Here is a 17,736-nt window from a genome sequence, read left to right on the forward strand (position 1 = left end):
GTTCGCCCAGCGCTTTCATACGCCGTGTGCATGGATGAGCGGATAGACGGCAAGCCCGATGAGCGCCGCGGCGATCACGATGACTGGCTCCTGCAGCTTCTTGAAGCGCCACAGCAGCAGCACGGTTGCGAGCGCAAGCGCGACCGTCGGCCAGTCAATGATCGAGCGCCGCGCAATCACGATCACCGAGCCGGTAATGGCGCCAACAGCAGCGGCAGTGATGCCGTCGACGAATGCCTTGACGGCGGGCAGCTTGCCGTACTTCTTGAAGTACGGCGCTGGCAGCACCGTGAAGAGATAACAAGGCAGGAAGGTACCAAGCGCCGCCACGCAGGCGCCCGGGAGTCCAGCGACCAGATAGCCGATGAAGCCAACCGTGATCACGACCGGTCCAGGCGTAATCATGGCGACGGCCACGGCATCGACGAACTGCTTGTCGTTGAGCCAGTGATGCTCGGTGACCACGCCGCCGTAAAGGAACGGGACGATTGCAAGGCCCGAGCCAAAAACGAAAGCGCCCGCCTTCGCGAAGAACAGTCCGATCTGGCCAAGCAGTGGCCAGTCGAGACCACTGAGCACGCCGCTCGCAGCCGGCAGCTGCGCCGCTGCTGCAGCATTCAGGCCGCCCTTGCTGAACCATTTCGGCGGGGCAACGACGAACCAGTTGATGAGGCCGCCCGCAATGAAAAGCCACGCGATCTCCGACTCGGTGATGACGGTCACCGCCGCGAGTATCAGGTAGATCGCCCACAGGAGCCTGTTCCTGCCGATGGTCTTCGTGGTGAGCTTGTACGCGCTCATCGCGATGATTCCGACGACTGCGGCACCCACCCCGTAGAAGGCAGCCTGCATCCAGGAGAGCCCGCCGAAGTGGGCGTAGGCCCAGCCAAGGCCGACCACCATCAGGAATGACGGCAGCACGAACGCGATACCGGCCAGCGTTGCGCCGACGATGTGATAGTGCACGTAGCCCAGATAGATGCCGAGTTGGGCAGCCAGTGGTCCCGGCATCATCTGCGCGAGCGCCAGTCCCTCGCGGTAATCCGACTCGCTGATCCATTTGCGCTGATCGACGAGATCACGATGCATATAGCCGACGAGCGCCACCGGTCCGCCAAACCCGAACGTGCCAAGCCGCAGCATGTACAGGACCAGCTGGCCGAGCGTGTAGCCGGGTGCCGTCGCCGTCGTAGTGCTCACGATCGTCCTCCGGCGTCCCGGCCTTTTGCAGCGGTGACAAAGTGCGTGTAGAGCGAGTCGAGGACGCGACCCATTTCATCCAGCAGCTGGTCGTCATTTGACGCGCGCTCCCTCGCCCCTGCCATCACGGCTTCGAAACCAATGGCTTCGGGCACGGGGGCGCCGCCCACGTCGAGCGCGTGAACCATCTCGCCAAGCCGCAGCAGCGCGGGATCCTTGTCGAGACCAAAACTCGCAACCAGCACTTCGAACGTCACGCGCTCGCCGACGTGAGTGAACGCGGCGCCGTCGAAGTCGAAACCGAGCGCGCTGGGCGGGCAGGCACTGGGCGAGGTGAGCCAGATGAAGTTCGCATCGCGGTCGATGAAGCGCCGGATCAGCCAGGCGCTTGCGACGCGGTCGACCCACATATGCTGGCGCGTGGCCCAGGTGCGCCCCTGATAGTCGCTGACCGGGAGGCTTCGGATCGGCCGCTCGGCGGAATGGGGCTCACCCGGCGAAAGCACGGTATCGACCAGTCCGATGAAGTCCTGCCACGCAGCCTCGGCACGGGTAGCGGCATCGCCCGGGAAGAAGTCGATTGCGACGATGGTCTCGTAATCCTTGCGCAGACGCCTCAACAGCTTCGTGAGCTCAGCCGCTGACTGGCCGGAAACCGTCTTGCGTGCCTCCTTCAGCGCGCGCATGAACTCCGCATGGTCGTCAGTGCGGTCGAAAAGCGCCCGGAATTCCGCTTCCTGCGCCGTATCGAGGCTCGCAGCGCGCAACAGGTGCGCGGTGCCACCACTGTCAGCAATGGCACCCGCCAGTTCGCGCAGCATCTCCTCGCGCGCCTCCGTGTGAGGCAACAGATAAATGCCGTCGCGCAGCACCGCGCAGCCTTTCGCCTTCAGTGCGCGCCAGAAGCGCATTCGGGCAGTCGCGTTCTCGGTTGGCAGCGTCAGAACGAGGAGCGACCAGGTTGTGATATTTTCCATGTAGATTACCTTACACACACGTAGCTAAATCTACAAGTTAACTTTTGTGCGATCGTCGTTGCCACGCCGGAATGCGGGCAAGGCCGGTGGACGATCCACGAAGACGCCCCTTAGGTCCGGTAAACTGCCTGCCCGGATCTACCACCTGCGGAGCCTTCCCGCACCCCGACCTGTCATGAATTCAGAATCGGCGCAGCAGTTTTGACCGCCCTCAGCGCTGCAGCGCTGTTCGGCGCCGCGACGCCCCTCGCCAAAGGATTGCTCGGCTCGATGTGCCCGTTCCTGGTCGCACGATCTGCAGGTGTTTCTCGGCATGGTTGCGATCGTCGCCGGAGGCGTGATGCTGTCCCGGACGCCGGGGCGAGACAGGTGTGTCGGGCGGTGCCCTGTTGATCGTATCGATGTGGTGAGTAGACCCGAGGAGTTGCACCTCGAATCTCTCGCGGAACCGTACGTGAGACTCTCGCCCCATACGGCTCCCGTTATCCAACCGATACCCCGACGACACGCCAGTGGACAAACAATCTTCGACATAGCCAAAGAAGCCGCTCATCGCCGTCCGATAGAACGCCCCGTAGTAGTTCCACCACCCTTGTATCGTCGTGTTGCATTGCTGCGCAAGTTCTTCCAGCGTCGCCAGTGTGCGTCGGTGCAGTCTCCAACTTCGCACGGCCTGCCTCATCCGCTTTAAGACATCGCTGCTTACCGCTGGCAGAAGCTAGTAAATCGCCGTCGGTGTTTGCTCGATGCCGCTCTCGGTCTGAACGTAAAACCGAGAAACGTGAACTGCACGTTCGGGTGAATAGCAGTGCGATTGCTGTCCTTGCAATACACGATCTTCGACTTCTCCGGATGCATCGTCAGGCCACACTCTCCCAGCCGTGCTGCAATCGATTGCATCACGGGTTGCGCCTCCGCCAGACTGCGGCAATGAACCACCGCGTCGTCGGCGTAACGTGCAAAGGGCGATTGCGGCCATGTCCGCTGCATCTGCCCACCATTGCGATTAGCCATGCAAAGAACTTCGGATTGCTTTTCAATTTGTGTGTGCCCTATTGCGGATATACGGACGAGTGGAACGTGCCGGGCACGACGACCATCGTTCGCGCCATGCCCGACGACACCGTGATGGACATGAAGCTCGACGAACGTGGTGCAGTGATCTGACCGGCCGCGGATGGTAGCGACCATATTGCCCTGGTTACCTGTGGCATAGGACTCTCAGGTCACCGCACCGCTGGCCCTATGACCAACCAGTCCGCCCACATTGGCGTCGACCAGGATACCGACCGCGGTCGGACGCGCGGTGCACGAGCGTTGCCGGCGTGTGTTAAGAGCCTACGCTCATCACGTGACGAACGCGGCGACTCACGTCAATTGTCGGTCTGACCGCCGTCGCGGGGCGGTCCCCCTTGCTGTCGCTGCGCGTGCACCTCGCGATCACACTCCGCTTGCACGGCGATCGTCGCGTCGAGCGGGTCATCACGCTGCCGCATCAGCCAGTAGACGATCCCCAGTGCCACCAGCGCAAATGCAAGCGCCGCGATCTGGGCGGGCGCACTGGCCGGATCGAGAATGATGAATTTGCGGGCGATGGCCAGCAGCGCGACCAGAAGCACCGTTTTGACCTGCACGATGTGATCGCGCCGCGACATCACGCGCGTAATCGAATGTTTGAATTCCATTGCGATCAGCAGCGTCATGACCATCCCGAAGATGGTCTGATACACCGCGTGATCCAGCGGGTTCAGCGCGTCCGAAACCAGCAATGAACTCACCGCGCGAATCAACTGCCAGAGCGACACGAGGATAATGATGGAAATCACGACGCTCAGCACATGCGCGACAAGCTGCTCGAATCGTTCATAAAAGGTTAGCATGTCCCACTGCTGACGCAACGCATCGAGATCCTTGCGTAGCCAGCTTTTCTTACTTTCCATGATTTGACTCCCGGAGGGCCGTCGCTGCGCCGCGAGCGCACCGCACGTGCATGGATTGCACATGCGCCGTGCACAGTCCATTCGACGGTCGCGTAACGCACATGCTACGGTCCTCCGCGTTTGCGCGGCTTCTTTGTGGATACTGACATATTCAGTTATTGATAGCAGAGGTCGAACTATCTCGCGATTCTGATACAGGTTCCTGTCATGTATTCGAAGAGGTACTAAGCCTGAAGCAGCAGGTCCATGCACTGTACCCTAACGAGCGCAATATGGAATACGCTCAAGCGTGGCCCGGTCGCTTGAGTCTAGCAGGTCGAGTATCTTCGTTCTTGTCAGCTCTCCAGCAGCTCATCAGCTGCGGACACCGGCTTTAGATACGATACGGGCCGGCCTGGAGCAGATCAGTCCCTTGTGGCCTTTTGGGCACTTCTCCGAAGAGCAGCTTTGCGGCGCGCCTTCCCTTGATGCAGTCCGCAGAAGTGAGCGATTATCCGTACATCCCCCGGATCAGAGACTAGACTTAATGCATCGTCGGTGCATGCTCGCGCAAGAGGCACGTATGAGCTATTCAGTCCCGATTGGGACGTGCACCCGAGGGAGGCAGGCCGATGCCGAAGACCGTTCGAACCGCTGAGCAGATTCGCGACGAACTGCAGAACCGCATGGCGAAAATCGCCGCTGACGTGCCGGGAGCTTTGCGGGTGCGCATACCGCTACCGGAGCGGCACCCGCCTGACGCATCCGGCCGCAACTGGAACATGGTGCCGCTCAATGACTTCGGCGTAGATTGCGCACATCATGTCCAGAAGGTGATCGAAGACATGCGCACCGAGTTCGTGCTTCCAGATTGACGCCTTGATACGAAACCGGAGCCGCTCATGCAAAGGCACGTGTTTGAGCATCGAGGCTACGAGATCGCGGTACAGCCGGAGCAGAATGCATACGGCGCGTGGCAGGCGAAGGTGAGTGTGCGCCATGCCGATAGTTCCGTGGCCGAATTCCGTCTGGAGACAATTCAGCCGGAATGGCTTACGCAGGCGGAGGCGGTGCGCGACGGCATCGAATGGGGCACGCGATTTATCGATCACAAGCTGGAAGAGTCGCACAACCCGATGTGATGGGACCATCAGCGGATAGCGAACAAAATCCGGCAGCTTCTCGAAAGACGCCAAATTCCGATGTGCTTACGGTGCACTAATACGGCCAACCGCCGTTATCCCGGCGCGGCCGCCTGCTCGTGAAGCGCGAGAAAACGAAACGAAGTCGTGACGTCCTCAAAGGTGGATAGCATATTCATGGTCAGGATTTATGGACGCATGCGCAGCGCACATGGCTACGCGATACGCGACTTCCTGCATCGCTGCGACATACCGTTCGAATGGATCGAACTGGGCAGCGATAAGGAAGCTGAGGAACTGGCGCGCGTACAGCACGTTTCCGATTTCCGCCTGCCGGTCTGCGTCTTCCACGACGGAACGCGGCTGGAATGTCCGACCATCCGGCAAATCACCGAGAAGCTCGGCTGGTTTGCGAGTCCATCCCGTGAGGCCTACGATCTTGCGATTTACGGCGCAGGACCGGCGGGATTGAGCGCCGCGGTGTACGGTGCATCGGAGGGACTGCATACCGTACTGGTAGAGCGCTGGGCTCTGGGCGGACAGGCAGGTAGCAGTTCGAAGATCGAGAACTATCTGGGCTTTCCAAAGGGCGTGAGCGGCGCGGAGCTCGCTGAACGGGCGCGCGACCAGGCCATCCGGTTCGGCGCCGAAATCCTGCTCGCGCGCACCGGCGTGCGCGCGGAATTCCCGCCCGGCCAGGGCATCGTATTTCTGGAAGACGGCACGCGTATCACGGCGCGCACGTCTATCTGCGCGACCGGCGTGGCATATCGCACGCCAGGTCTGGCAGGTGAAGAGCGCTTTCTCGGTGCAGGCCTCTATTACGGCGCTGGCGCCAGTGAGGCCGCGCTGATCCATGGCGATGACGTATATGTGGTGGGCGGCGGCAATTCGGCGGGACAGGCCGCCATGCATTTTTCGCAGTCCGCCAACCGCGTCTTCATGCTCGTGCGGGACGCATCGCTCAAGAACACGTTGTCACAATACCTGGTGGATCGCATTACATCGGCGTCGAACATTGAAGTGCGCACGTGCGTCGAAGTTACCGCCCTCGCAGGCAGCGACGTGTTGCAGGAGATCACGTTGACCGATGTGCGAACCGCCCAGGCCCGCACGTTCAAAACGAACTGGCTATTCGTCTGCATTGGCGGTGTGCCGCAGACCGAATGGGCGAAGGAAGTCGGCATCGTCCGCGATGAAGCCGGCTATCTCGTGACCGGCCCGGATCTGCAGGAATATCCAACGGACCTGAAATGGCCGCTCGACCGCGCGCCGCTGCATCTGGAAACCAGCATGCCCGGCGTATTCGCGGCGGGCGACGTGCGCCACGCGTCGATCAAACGCGTGGCGTCGGCAGTTGGCGAGGGGGCAATGGCTGTGGCGCTGGTACATCGCTACCTCAATAGCGCTTGAGAAGCGCGACCTTGATCCGCGCGCGTCTGCGCGCACCCGTCCGAGGAGAACGATCATGACCCCTGGTTGCACGCACCTGGGCGAAGCCCTGATTCTCCACACGTCCGTCGACTATTGCGAGGACTGCGTGAAGCTCAACCAGCCGTGGGTACATTTGAGGCTTTGTCTTTCGTGCGGACACGTCGGCTGCTGCGATTCGTCGCCCAACCGGCATGCAAGCAGGCATTTTCACGCGACCGGCCATCCGCTGGTGCGTTCAATCGAGCCCGGCGAAACGTGGATCTGGTGCTATCGCGACGAAATCGTCGCGGGTGAGCTTGAATCCTGACGGCGAGGCCGCCCGCCCGGGCGGGCGGCCTTGCGTTCTTCCCTTCACTTCCCTTCAGCATGCCAGCGCGTCAAGCATGCGCCGGTGCCTGCTTCGACGCCTCGCTGGGCGCTTCCGTGGGTGCTCCTCCTTTCTGCACACGCACGGAGTGCGTACCCGAATCGTAGGTCATCGTGACCTTGTCGCCGTCGCGCACGTCGCCTCCCAACAGCGCATCGGCAAGTTGCGATTCCACCTCGAGACGGATCTTGCGTTTGAGCATCCGCGCGCCGAACTCGGGGTCATAGCCGATCTGCGCAAGATGATCGCGCAACGCGTCGTCGAACGACAGATCGATGTTTTGGGCCAGCGCCGTACGCCGTACGCGCGCAAGTTGCAGGTCTACGATACGGCGGATCTGCTCCTTGCCGAGCGCATGGAACACGACGACTTCATCGACCCGGTTCAAAAACTCGGGCTTGAAATGATGCCGCAGCATTTCCATCAACCGGTCGCGCAGTTCAGGATAGTCGAGCTGCTTCGCGTCGGCCTTCATGTTGTCCTGGATCAGTTGCGAGCCGATATTGCTGGTCGCGATGATGATCGTGTTGGTGAAATCGACCAGACGTCCCTTGCCGTCGGTGAGCCGCCCTTCGTCGAACAGTTGCAGCAGGATGTTGTGCACCTCCGAGTTCGCCTTTTCGATTTCGTCGAGCAGCACCACGCAATATGGCCTGCGCCGCACGCGCTCGGTGAGTTGTCCGCCTTCCTCGTAGCCGACATATCCGGGTGGTGCGCCAACCAGCCGCGCCACCGTATGACGCTCGGAATACTCGCTCATGTCGATGCGCACCAGCGCGCTCTCGTCGCCGAACACCGAAGCGGCTAGCGCCTTCGCGAGTTCGGTTTTACCCACGCCCGTGGGCCCAAGGAAGAGGAAGCTCGCAGTCGGCTTGCCGGCCTCTGTCAAACCGGCGCGCGAAAGCCGCACCGCTTTGGCGACGGCGGAGACGGCCTCATCCTGGCCGACCACGCGTTCCTTCAGATGGTCTTCCAGTCGCAACAGCTTTTCACGGTCCTCGGCCGTGAGTTCAGATAGCGGCACGCCCGTGAGCGACGAAACGATCTGCGCAATGTCTTCCGCCGTCACTTCCTGCGAACTGGTGCCGCGCTCCTTCTTCCATGTTTCGGTGGCTTCATGCAGGCGCTTTTGTTCTGCGACGAGCCGTCCTTCCAGTTCCTTGGCCTTATCGAATTGCTTTGCAGCGCTGGCCGCGTCCTGTTCCTGCTTGATGCGGCGGATGCTTGCCTCGACATCGTGCAATGGCTGCGGACGCGAATTCGACGAAATGCGCACGCGGGCGGCGGCCTGATCGAGCAGATCGATTGCCTTGTCCGGCAAAAACCGTGCGGCGATGTAGCGATCCGAAAGCTTTGCCGCTGCAGCGATCGCCTCTTCGGTAATTTTCACCTTGTGATGTGCTTCGAGCCGGTCGCGCAGGCCACGCAGGATCTCGATCGTTTCCTCGACGCCAGGCTCGGGCACCATCACGGGCTGAAAGCGCCGTTCCAAGGCCGAGTCCTTTTCAATGTACTTCTGGTATTCGTTCAATGTGGTCGCACCGACGAGGTGCAGTTCACCGCGAGCGAGCGCCGGCTTGAAGACATTGCCGATATCGAGGCCGCCTTCGCCGCCGCCCTGGCCCGCGCCGACAATCGTATGCAGTTCGTCGATAAATACAACCAGACGGTCCTGGTTCTCGATGATCTCATCCAGTACCTGCTTGACGCGCTCCTCGAACTCGCCACGATACTTCGCGCCGGCCACGACGCTATTGATATTCAGTTCGACCACGCGCTTGCCGCGCAGCACTTCCGGCACCTGGTCCTGAGCGATGCGTTGCGCCAGACCTTCGACGATAGCGGTCTTGCCCACCCCAGGTTCGCCGATCAGCACCGGATTGTTCTTGCGCCGCCGCGCGAGCACTTCAATGGTGGTTTCGATTTCCTTGTCACGGCCGATCACCGGATCGAGCTTCCCCTGGCGCGCAAGCGCGCTGAGATCGCGCGCGTACTTGTCGAGCGTGGGCGTGGTGGAGCGGTCTTCCATCTTGCCGTCTTCGGCGCCCTTACCGACCACCTTGACTGCTTTTTGCCGCATCGATTGCGGCGACAGCCCGAGCTTGCGCAGCAATTCACCTGCAAAGCCGTCTTCTTCCTCGATGAGCCCAATCAGAATGTGCTCTGGTCCGACGTAGCTGTGCCCCAGTTCCAGCGACGACCTCAACGCATTTTCCAGCGCACTCTTGGCGCGCGGCGACACGCCGATCTGCTCGTTGTCGCTCGGCTCCTTGCGGGTGCCACGTGGCGCGCTCTGGTCGATGGTCGTCTTGATTTCTTCGGGATCAAGCTTGAATTCGCGCAGGATTTCCTGCACCACATTGTTATCGGCAAGCGCCAGCAGCAGGTGTTCCGTATCGACTTCGTTCTTGCCATATTCGACCGCGGCTTGAGCCGCGGCTTGCAGGCGGTCCAGACCGCTCTGGCTCAGGTACGTCTGCAGGTCCACCGCTTCACGCGCCCGGCGCTGCCGGCGTGTGCGGCCGCCTGGGTGGCCGCCCGCTGAATCGACCATTTGCCCGCTGCCGGCGGCTGTACGCTGATTCGCGCCGCCGGATTGTCCGGGCGAGGGTCCGGTGAACCGGGTACCGCGGCCGCTTTCCATCTGCGGCCACATGTCGTCGAACAGACTGTCGAACAGTCCGCCGTGAAAGAGGGACTCGAGCGGCGACACATGGCGCTGATTACGCGTCATGAACTCCATGTAGTGCTCATTGCACAGCATCAGCTGACGGCGTTGACCGTTTTCGGTGATCGTGATCTGTGAGGTTGCGGGCTTTCCACAAACGCTGCACTCGGCCATGATGATCTCCTTTTTGTCCGTGCGGGCATTGCTTCCCGCGCGGGTAATGGGTGGGTGGAAAATATCTATTCCGCTGCTTATTGCGATGTCGCCTTGTTTGCATGCCGCGCCCCGCTCGCGCTGTACTCGAATCGAGGTAATACAGTGGACGGCGCGTCGATTGATCCGTTGTTCCCGTGGCACCCTGTTCCGCTACCCGTGCGCGCCGGCAGCAGCACCGCGCACATCCACGCGTTGGGCAACTGGCTCACCAGCCCTCCCGTGAGCGATTGCACTTCAAGTCCGCTCGCTGCTTGTTTCAGTTCTTCGTCGCTGCGAGGCAGCACTTCCTGGCGCTTGAGGATGGGTCCGGTTGCAACCAGTGTCGGGTTGTCGCTCAAAAGATTCCCGCGTGCTGCTCGATGCTGGGCGAGTCATCGAGACCGCGGAGTGCGGATGGGGTTATTTGATCTCAATGCGCCGCTTCGCTGCCGGTTCTCCGGCCGCTTTGGGGACGCGCAGCGTCAGCACGCCGTTTTCAAATCTGGCCTCTGCCCGATCGAGATCAACGCCCGCGGGCAGCGGGACTGCGCGCTGAAAATGTCCGAACGACCGCTCGACCCGATAGCATCCCTGTTCTTCGCTCGTCGATTCGAAGCGTTTGTCGCCGCTCATGATCAGCATGTCGTCTATCACTTCGAGTTCGACGTCGTCGCGGGTCATGCCCGGCAATTCGGCGACGATACGCAGTGCGTCGCCTTCATCGGTGACGTCGATTGGCGGTTGAAACTCGCTCGCGCTGAAGTCGCCGAACCAGTTTCCGAGTGGTCCACGGCCGCCGAACGGATCACGGATCAATTCGGTAAACAAATGAACCGGATCAGGCAGCGGCCAACTGGCAGGCGCAAGTGAGACCGGCGCTGCAGCGGCTTGCGCCGGAGCCCGGTTACCCGTTTGCGCGTCAGCCGGCTGTCCGTTTCGCGAGGCGCTTTGCTGACTGGTGCGCGGCGCACCGACGTGGCCGGATGCGCCTTTTTGCGCGTGCGAACGTAAAAATCGGAACGGATTCCATTTGTCGAGATCCAGAGGCATGTGATTCTCCTTGCGTGAGGTGCGCCAGTGCCAGGCTTGAGGCTGGACCACTCTGGAGATGACGGGCGGTCCATTCGACCTCCGTGATGCCGGGGCACGACCGGCGTGGCACCACCCGCCGCTGACCGTGTGACCCACGAGTGCCAGTGAGCGCTGCGTTTACGGATGCAATGGTGCGTGTGACTCTCCGGTAAGGTCGTCATGGTGCCAGGCACGCGCAGTGATGCCGAGTACGAACAGCAGCGCGCCCGTGATCAACGCATACACGCCGATCAGCCAGACGAGCGCTAGTGCGCCGGCGCCCGGAAAGAGCAGCACGAAGATGCCGAAAAGCCCGGAAAGCACTCCAGTCAACGCCAGCATCCACGCATTGTGCAGGCGCCGGTGTAGCCGCGTTGCTGCGATCAGATCGAATACGCCGGTAATAATCGCGTTTGCGCCGATTATGGCGACCAGCACAACGGTAGTAATTCCCGGCATCAACGCGGCTATCACACCGGCGCCGATACTGCAGATGCCGAGCAGCAAGGGCACCCACCAGCCGCCATGCGTCACGCGGTAGCGGATGGCCGCGACAATCGCGACAACGCCACCGGCGATTGCGTAGGCGCTAAAGAGGGTGATAAGCAGCAGGAGAGTGAGACCGGGCCAGAATAACGCCAGGGTGCCGAACAGCAGCGCTACAGTGCCACGAAGAATGAGCATCCACCAAGCGCGCCCAAGCAGATCATCCATGTGGGACTCCAGCTGTACGTCGGGTGATGAATTTCAGTCTAGGCCCCGTGAATCTGCGATTCTTTCGCGTTTCTGCCATGCGTTTCGCAATTCTGCGCTCATTAATTAGGGATGCTGATTGGCATCGAGACGGGCATTCGGATGCAAGAAAATAAACTATCCATCTCCGATTTCTATAGTTCGCCGTAAAGCGTTCTAACATGAACTTACGCCCCTCACAGTCCGGCATTAACCTGAGCCTTGCTGCCCGTATCGCATCGTGAACTCCAACGAAGGAATCTCAACGTTGCCCAAATCGAGCGCTGCAACTCGCGTGAGCGGTCGAGCCTCGGGGCTGTGGGCAACATATCCGACCTCGCGTGCAACCCCATCGCTTACGCTGTGTGATACCGGCGTAAGCGTCAGACTGTCGAATGCATACTGAAAGGGTGTACAGGTATGCGAGTTGCGATACAGCAGCGACTTCAAACGAGATGGGTAGCTTCCGCCTACATGACGAATCCGTCTTAAGCAGCCTTGAACCTGGCCTAAGCTTTCGTAACGCGACGAGGTAGCAACTAGCCCGCTTATCATGAATCAGGCTACAAGATCGACCCCGAATCATGGCCTACGCTGCCAGCCGATGAACGTCGCTTTTACCGACTGGCTAAATTTGATGCCGGGACTGCAGCTAGTTGTACCGACAGGTTCCACTGTCGTGCGTGCTGCGGGCTGCGACGACCTCGGAATGAGCCACTCCATCCTGATAGGTGCACCATTTGCCGCAGTTATTCCGACGAGAGCGACGCTGGCCACGACCGTTGACAGCGATCCCAATGGATGGGTTATCGCACTCGCATCAGGCATATTTTGGCAAGTCTCGCAAGAGGCGTTTTTGGCGGTCCCGAAATGGTCTAAGTCCTGGGATCCATTCGTACGCGAGGCCGTGGATACATTGGGTGCCTTGCATCACGCGGATCTCGTCGACGCTGCCTGCGCAGACGCTTTTGCCGATGTCATCTCGGTGCACATCGCTCTGCGTTACGGGCACTGTGCTGGTGGGGCCGAGCCGAACACGCCGCTTACGCGTCAAATGCTGACTCGCATTCAAGTTTTCGTCCATGAGCACATCGCCGAAACCATTTTGGTCGAGCAACTCGCAGTCCTGGTGCACATGAGTGCCTCAAACTTTGCACACGTTTTCAAAACGGCGACAGGCAAACCGCCCCATCTGTATGTGACACTCGAACGAGTGAAGTTTGCCAGGACGATGTTGTGCGAGGAGGCCATTCCCCTGGTTGAGGTTGGCGCGCGGGCGGGGTTTCAGACTCAGCAGCATTTCACCGACGTCTTTCATCGATATACCGGTATGACGCCTCGCGCATTCCGGCTTACCCACCGAAACGTCGTAAGCTGATTAACTTGGGAAGTTGCGAGCAGAACAATGACCGCGGGACTTCAACATGTCCTCGACAAGGCAACGCACTACTTGAAAGCGCAGAGATCCGTCACGTCCTGCAGGAATGAGGAAGAAGTGCGAACCGCAAGAAACTAGTCTTGATGCCATCGTCGTCGCGTCAATGGCCCCGGCGAAGTCCCAAGGTGCGCGCCGGCGGCATATGCAAGGTTGGCTGGCCCCGCAGCGGCTTTGCGGTGCGGCCGAGAGGCACGCGCGCGTGCACTGAGCATGAATTCAACCATCTGCCCGCGGAAGAGCCTCGGCTTGTTTCCCAGAGCAAAGGAGTAAATCGATGAGCGATCTAGTCGTTGTAAGTTTCAAAGGCGAAGACACAGCCGATCAGGTGCTGACCAAACTCCAGCAGATGCAAAAGGAACATCTGATCGACCTTGAGGACGCCTGCATCGTGGTCCGTAGCGCGAACGGCAAGGTACACCTCAAGCAAGCCGTCGATCTCGTCAAGATCGGCGCTCTCAGTGGCGCGGCCTGGGGTGGTCTATTTGGTGCACTGGTCGGGCTGGTGTTGCTCAATCCGCTCGCCGGGCTGGCCACAGGTATGGCCATTGGTGCTGGCACGGGCGCATTGTCGGGCGCGCTCTCGGACTATGGAATCGATGACGATTTCATGCGCTCGACGGGCCAGAACATTGAGCCGGGTTCGTCGGCGCTGTTCATCCTCGTGCGTCACGTGAATTTCGATAAGGTTCTGCCAGAGCTGAAGCCATTCGGCGGAAAGGTATTAAAGACGTCTCTCACGAACGATCAGGAGGAACGCCTGAGGAAGGCGGTAGAGAGCCTGAACAGCAGTGGTACGACAGCATAAGCATCGCTGCACTGCATCAGGGTTGTGATCTTGAATTCTGTTGAAGTTCGCATTTGGGCCGGATCGGCGTCCCGATAATTTTCGCGGATCATTCCGTGTGGACGTCGATCACATCGGCGCGCAGTTCGACATTGGAGAGTGATCACGCCTTCGCGAGCAGATTGTCAGGCACGATGCGGCCGAGCACGCGAGATGCGTGGTGTCCAGCATCTCCTGCTTCACGCATGCGCCGATTTGCGCTTCCAACGACCTTGATTGCATGCGCGCAACGCCGGTGCGATAGCGAGATTCCGCTGGTTCCCTTATGGAGCGCTATATGAAGATGGGAAGTCGCGTCGACATCCGGAAATCGAAAGTCGAGGCGCAGGAAGCGCCGATGACCGTGGATGAACAACTCGACGAAGCGCTCACAGAGACCTTTCCTGCGAGCGATCCAGTCGCCGTTCACCCCGAGCCAGAACAACTCGCGAAGACGTAAACTCAGTCGTCGTCGGCACTAAGCGGAATCATGTCGATGTGATCTGACGCCGACGCATCGACGCGTCGAAGCAGCACCTTTCGGGCCGAGTCAAAAACACAAGGAGCGGATATGCCTGATACCGAAATCGCGCCTGGAGAAGCCGGGCAGCGCGACGAGCAAGTCCCGCTGCGCAAGCTCTTCGAACCCGTAAAGGTAGGACCCCACAACTTGCGTCATCGTGTCGTGATGGCGCCGCTGACGCGTTCGCGCGCAAGCCGACCAGGCAACATCCCGACGCAGCTCAACGCCTGCTATTACGCGCAACGCGCAGCGGCCGCGCTCATCATCAGCGAGGCGACGCAGGTGTCGATGCAAGGACAGGGCTATGCATGGACGCCTGGGATCCATAGTCGCGAGCAGGTCGAAGGCTGGCGGCTCGTGGCGGACGCCGTGCACGAGACGGGCGGGTTGATGTTCATGCAGCTGTGGCACGTCGGACGCATATCGCACCCCTCGTTGCAGCCCGACGAAATGCTGCCCGTTGCGCCCTCTGCTGTTCGGCCGAAAGCGGAGGCGTTCATCGAGAACGAGCGCGGCGAAGGTGTCGTCGCGCCCTGCGTCACGCCTCGCGCGCTGCAGGTCGAAGAGATGCCGTATCTCGGGCGCCAATACTTCAGAGGTGCGCGCAACGCAAAGGCTGCCGGAATGGACGGCGTCGAAGTGCACGCAGCGAACGGGTATCTGCTCGATCAGTTTCTGTTGTCCGGCACGAACCGCCGCTCGGACGAATACGGCGGATCGAGCGAACGTCGGGCCAAGCTGCTATTCGAGGTGATCGAAACGGTTTGCGAAGTGTGGGGGCCGGAAAAGGTCGGCGTCCGGCTGTCCCCTCTCGGCACCTTCAACGACATGCATGACGACGATCCCGAGGCGACCTTTTCTTATGTCATCGAGAAGCTCAATCGATACGGGCTGGCTTATCTGCACATCGTCAATCCCGCGCTGGCGGCAACCGGTGAGGATGTCGCTTTCACGGCGCGCGCGAAACGCATGAGCGAGATGATACGCCGCACCTACCGTGGCGTGCTGATGGTCGCGGGCGGGTTCGACGGCGGCAGTGCGGAAAGATGGCTCGAGGACGGCAACGCGGACCTGATCGCGTTCGGACGCTTGTTCATCGCCAATCCCGACCTGCCGGAACGCTTGCGGTTGCACGCTCCGCTCAATTCGCCGGATCCGTCCACGTTCTATGGAGGCGGCGAGCGCGGATATACGGATTATCCGTCGCTCGCGCAGGAACGAGGGGAGGCCCCACGGTCCGTCATCGATGGGCGTTGGAGATAGAGTGTCGCTGACCCGCGAGCTCGCTAGCGTGACTCGACGATTTGCGATGGCCGCCGAGCCGGCGACCAATCACACTGAGAGGCGCATCATGGCTGTCACTACCTGGATTGTCGTTGCCGACGGCAGCCGTGCTCGAGTCTTCGAGACACTGGGACTTAAACTGGACTTGCGGGAAATCGAAGACCTCGTCAATGTCGTCCCTGATGGACGGACGCTGAGCGAGAAGGATCGCGAAAAATTCGCCAGGACCGTCGCCGACTACATCGAACAAGGACGGCTCCATCAGCGGTATCAGCGATTGCGCTTAGCCGTCGAGCCGAAGTTTCTCGGGATGCTGCACGCGCATCTGAGCGAGGGGACGCGTCACTTGATTTTCGAAGAGATCAACGAAGATCTCTCGGCCCTCGATGCGCGCGAAATTCAAGCGCACCTGCGAAGGCATTAACGGCGACCTGCCCGGTCATGACCGCATTAAATGAGTCATCCATTGATGTAGCTTGTTCCCGCGGAGGTTACCGCCCCATCTTGCGTGTGCCCTTTTACTTAGTCGGCCCTGAAAGTTCATGTTAGCCGCCGAGCAACTTATGCCAGACGCCATCACAGGCGGCGTCGATCCTCGCCGCTCCAGTTCGTATCGGCTGCAATCATGACCCCTCGTCTGCTATTTCTTGCGCTCCTTCGCGCCCAGTATGCCGGGGCTGTCCGTTGCTCAGCCATTGCTTGCCTCACCAGCGTGCCCAAAGTGTGCCTCATCCGGATGCTGCTGGTCATTGGGGGCGCCGGCGGCGTCGGCTCGATACTGATCCAGCTGGCGCGCCAGCTGACCGGCCTGACCGTGGTCGCCACCGCATCGCGGCCGGAAACACGGGAGTGGGTGCGCGAGCTTGGTGCGCACCATGTGATCGACCACACGAAGCCGATGCCGGAGCAGTTGCGCGGCCTTGGCATCGACGAGGTCGATTACGTGGCGAGCCTGACCCACACTGACAAGCACCTGGTCGAAATTGCCGAGATGCTGGCGCCGCAGGGCAAGCTGGGGCTGATCGATGACCCCGTGTCGCTCGACGCGCCGATCCTCAAGCCCAAGAGCCTCTCGCTGCACTGGGAATTGATGTACACCCGCTCGATGTACCAGACCCCGGACATGATCGAGCAGCACAATATTTTGGTCCGGGTCGCCGAGCTGGTCGACGCCGGCGTGCTGCGCACGACGCTGGCGGACCATTTCGGCACCATCAACGCGGCCAATCTGCGCCGCGCCCATGCCTTGCTCGAGAGCGGCAAGGCGCGCGGCAAGATCGTGCTGTCCGGCTTTTGAGATTTTGAGAAACGCGCCATGAAAACCAAAGCTGCCATCGCATGAATTACACAATGAAAACTCTGCTTCTTCAACAGGCGGGACCGGACTACACACTGGTGCCCGCAAATGTTCTCATCCCCACGCCCGGCTCGGGCGAAGTCCGCCTGCGAGTGACGGCCTCGAGCATCAACCCGGTGGACTACAAGTTTGCGCGCAATGGCGCCGGCCTGGCCATGCCCCACATCCTGGGCATCGAATCGGGCTGCCGATCAGAGTGTCCTCGCTTTCTTAACCATGCGTCACTATGATCAATACACCTGGTGCGGAGCACGTATCTTTGTCCGTCACCTCAGTGCGTGCAACAGGAGCGATGTCATGGTCAAGACCGCGTTGTTCGTCCGGCTGGAAGCGAAGCCGGGCAGGGAGCAGGAAGTAGAAGCCTTTCTGATGGGCGGATTGCCGCTCGTCGAAGCGGAGCCCGCAACGATCGCGTGGTTCGGCCTGCGCCTCGGGCCGTCCACGTTCGGCATCTTCGATACTTTTCCCGACGAAGCCGGTCGCCAGGCGCATCTCGCGGGCAAGGTCGCCGAGGCGCTGATGGCGAAAGCCGCAGACCTTCTTGCCAGGCCGCCCGAAATCGCGCACGTCGACGTGCTCGCGGCGAAGCTGCCCGGCTAGCTGGCC

General features: G+C 60.7%; 19 protein-coding genes and 2 pseudogenes. 13 read left to right on the forward strand and 8 right to left on the reverse strand.

Annotation, left to right across the window (positions count from 1 at the left end; translation table 11 throughout):
* Positions 1-15 precede the first annotated feature (15 nt).
* From VSR34_RS07430 to VSR34_RS07445, 4 genes and pseudogenes are all read right to left on the reverse strand, one after another.
* A complete protein-coding gene (locus VSR34_RS07430; RefSeq protein ID WP_342962227.1) occupies positions 16-1,200 on the reverse strand; it encodes a chromate transporter in 1,185 nt (394 codons plus the stop codon).
* Positions 1,197-2,177 carry a chromate resistance protein ChrB domain-containing protein gene (locus tag VSR34_RS07435; protein ID WP_342962228.1) on the reverse strand — a complete coding sequence of 327 codons (981 nt, stop codon included), beginning with the start codon at positions 2,175-2,177 and terminating at the stop codon, positions 1,197-1,199. Before VSR34_RS07435 ends, VSR34_RS07430 begins: the two co-directional genes overlap by 4 nt.
* A gap of 607 nt (positions 2,178-2,784) precedes the next feature.
* Positions 2,785-2,859: pseudogene (locus tag VSR34_RS07440) on the reverse strand (hypothetical protein); the annotation flags it as partial.
* 20 nt (positions 2,860-2,879) lie between these two features.
* A complete protein-coding gene (locus tag VSR34_RS07445; RefSeq protein WP_337588015.1) occupies positions 2,880-3,191 on the reverse strand; it encodes a reverse transcriptase domain-containing protein in 312 nt (103 codons plus the stop codon).
* On the opposite strand from VSR34_RS07445, the gene VSR34_RS07450 reads away from it, so the two are divergent.
* Positions 3,108-3,344, forward strand: coding sequence for a hypothetical protein (locus VSR34_RS07450; RefSeq protein WP_028211004.1), 237 nt, complete (start codon positions 3,108-3,110; stop codon positions 3,342-3,344). The genes VSR34_RS07445 and VSR34_RS07450 overlap by 84 nt on opposite strands.
* Before the next feature lie 206 nt (positions 3,345-3,550).
* On the opposite strand, the gene VSR34_RS07455 is transcribed toward VSR34_RS07450, so the two are convergent.
* Positions 3,551-4,117: a phosphate-starvation-inducible PsiE family protein gene (locus VSR34_RS07455; RefSeq protein ID WP_028211005.1), complete on the reverse strand. Its 567-nt coding sequence runs from the start codon at positions 4,115-4,117 to the stop codon at positions 3,551-3,553.
* A 611-nt stretch (positions 4,118-4,728) separates the two neighbouring features.
* Here VSR34_RS07455 and VSR34_RS07460 point away from each other — a divergent pair.
* The 4 genes from VSR34_RS07460 (at position 4,729) to VSR34_RS07475 (ending at position 6,979) form a co-directional block, all read left to right on the forward strand.
* Positions 4,729-4,971 carry a hypothetical protein gene (locus tag VSR34_RS07460; protein ID WP_028211006.1) on the forward strand — a complete coding sequence of 81 codons (243 nt, stop codon included), beginning with the start codon at positions 4,729-4,731 and terminating at the stop codon, positions 4,969-4,971.
* Between the two features lie 27 nt (positions 4,972-4,998).
* Complete coding sequence (locus VSR34_RS07465; protein ID WP_051381256.1) at positions 4,999-5,238, forward strand: DUF6566 family protein; 240 nt, start codon at positions 4,999-5,001, stop codon at positions 5,236-5,238.
* Between the two features lie 198 nt (positions 5,239-5,436).
* Positions 5,437-6,651, forward strand: coding sequence for an FAD-dependent oxidoreductase (locus VSR34_RS07470; protein WP_342962229.1), 1,215 nt, complete (start codon positions 5,437-5,439; stop codon positions 6,649-6,651).
* A gap of 55 nt (positions 6,652-6,706) precedes the next feature.
* Positions 6,707-6,979 (forward strand): UBP-type zinc finger domain-containing protein, encoded by a 273-nt coding sequence (locus VSR34_RS07475; RefSeq protein ID WP_028211007.1) that lies wholly within the window; start codon positions 6,707-6,709, stop codon positions 6,977-6,979.
* 70 nt (positions 6,980-7,049) lie between these two features.
* Here the strand turns inward: VSR34_RS07475 and VSR34_RS07480 are convergent, their stop codons facing one another.
* From VSR34_RS07480 to VSR34_RS07490, 3 genes are all read right to left on the reverse strand, one after another.
* Entirely contained in the window at positions 7,050-9,881 is a 2,832-nt protein-coding gene (locus tag VSR34_RS07480) for an ATP-dependent Clp protease ATP-binding subunit (RefSeq protein ID WP_028211008.1), read from the reverse strand.
* Positions 9,882-10,322: 441 nt separating this feature from the next.
* On the reverse strand, positions 10,323-10,952 hold the full coding sequence (locus VSR34_RS07485) for an Hsp20/alpha crystallin family protein (RefSeq protein WP_028211009.1): 630 nt from the start codon (positions 10,950-10,952) through the stop codon (positions 10,323-10,325).
* A 159-nt stretch (positions 10,953-11,111) separates the two neighbouring features.
* The gene (locus VSR34_RS07490; protein ID WP_342962230.1) at positions 11,112-11,687 is read right to left on the reverse strand and encodes a DUF308 domain-containing protein; all 576 of its coding nucleotides are present in this window, start codon (positions 11,685-11,687) and stop codon (positions 11,112-11,114) included.
* Between the two features lie 622 nt (positions 11,688-12,309).
* Between VSR34_RS07490 and VSR34_RS07495 the strand changes: the two genes are divergently transcribed.
* The 8 genes and pseudogenes from VSR34_RS07495 (at position 12,310) to VSR34_RS07530 (ending at position 17,730) form a co-directional block, all read left to right on the forward strand.
* Positions 12,310-13,083: an AraC family transcriptional regulator gene (locus VSR34_RS07495; protein WP_342962231.1), complete on the forward strand. Its 774-nt coding sequence runs from the start codon at positions 12,310-12,312 to the stop codon at positions 13,081-13,083.
* Positions 13,084-13,417: 334 nt separating this feature from the next.
* Complete coding sequence (locus tag VSR34_RS07500) at positions 13,418-13,948, forward strand: DUF1269 domain-containing protein (RefSeq protein ID WP_028211012.1); 531 nt, start codon at positions 13,418-13,420, stop codon at positions 13,946-13,948.
* A 316-nt stretch (positions 13,949-14,264) separates the two neighbouring features.
* A complete protein-coding gene (locus VSR34_RS07505; RefSeq protein WP_342962232.1) occupies positions 14,265-14,426 on the forward strand; it encodes a hypothetical protein in 162 nt (53 codons plus the stop codon).
* Positions 14,427-14,537: 111 nt separating this feature from the next.
* Complete coding sequence (locus VSR34_RS07510; protein ID WP_028211013.1) at positions 14,538-15,752, forward strand: alkene reductase; 1,215 nt, start codon at positions 14,538-14,540, stop codon at positions 15,750-15,752.
* A gap of 88 nt (positions 15,753-15,840) precedes the next feature.
* Positions 15,841-16,197 (forward strand): host attachment protein, encoded by a 357-nt coding sequence (locus VSR34_RS07515; RefSeq protein WP_028211014.1) that lies wholly within the window; start codon positions 15,841-15,843, stop codon positions 16,195-16,197.
* A 309-nt stretch (positions 16,198-16,506) separates the two neighbouring features.
* Positions 16,507-17,070: pseudogene (locus tag VSR34_RS07520) on the forward strand (zinc-binding alcohol dehydrogenase family protein); the annotation flags it as partial.
* A gap of 53 nt (positions 17,071-17,123) precedes the next feature.
* Positions 17,124-17,360 (forward strand): hypothetical protein, encoded by a 237-nt coding sequence (locus VSR34_RS07525; protein ID WP_342962233.1) that lies wholly within the window; start codon positions 17,124-17,126, stop codon positions 17,358-17,360.
* A gap of 67 nt (positions 17,361-17,427) precedes the next feature.
* On the forward strand, positions 17,428-17,730 hold the full coding sequence (locus VSR34_RS07530) for an antibiotic biosynthesis monooxygenase (RefSeq protein WP_028211015.1): 303 nt from the start codon (positions 17,428-17,430) through the stop codon (positions 17,728-17,730).
* Positions 17,731-17,736: the final 6 nt, after the last annotated feature.

Source organism: Paraburkholderia sp. JHI2823, from assembly GCF_038900695.1.
In the GTDB taxonomy this organism is placed as follows: domain Bacteria; phylum Pseudomonadota; class Gammaproteobacteria; order Burkholderiales; family Burkholderiaceae; genus Paraburkholderia; species Paraburkholderia mimosarum.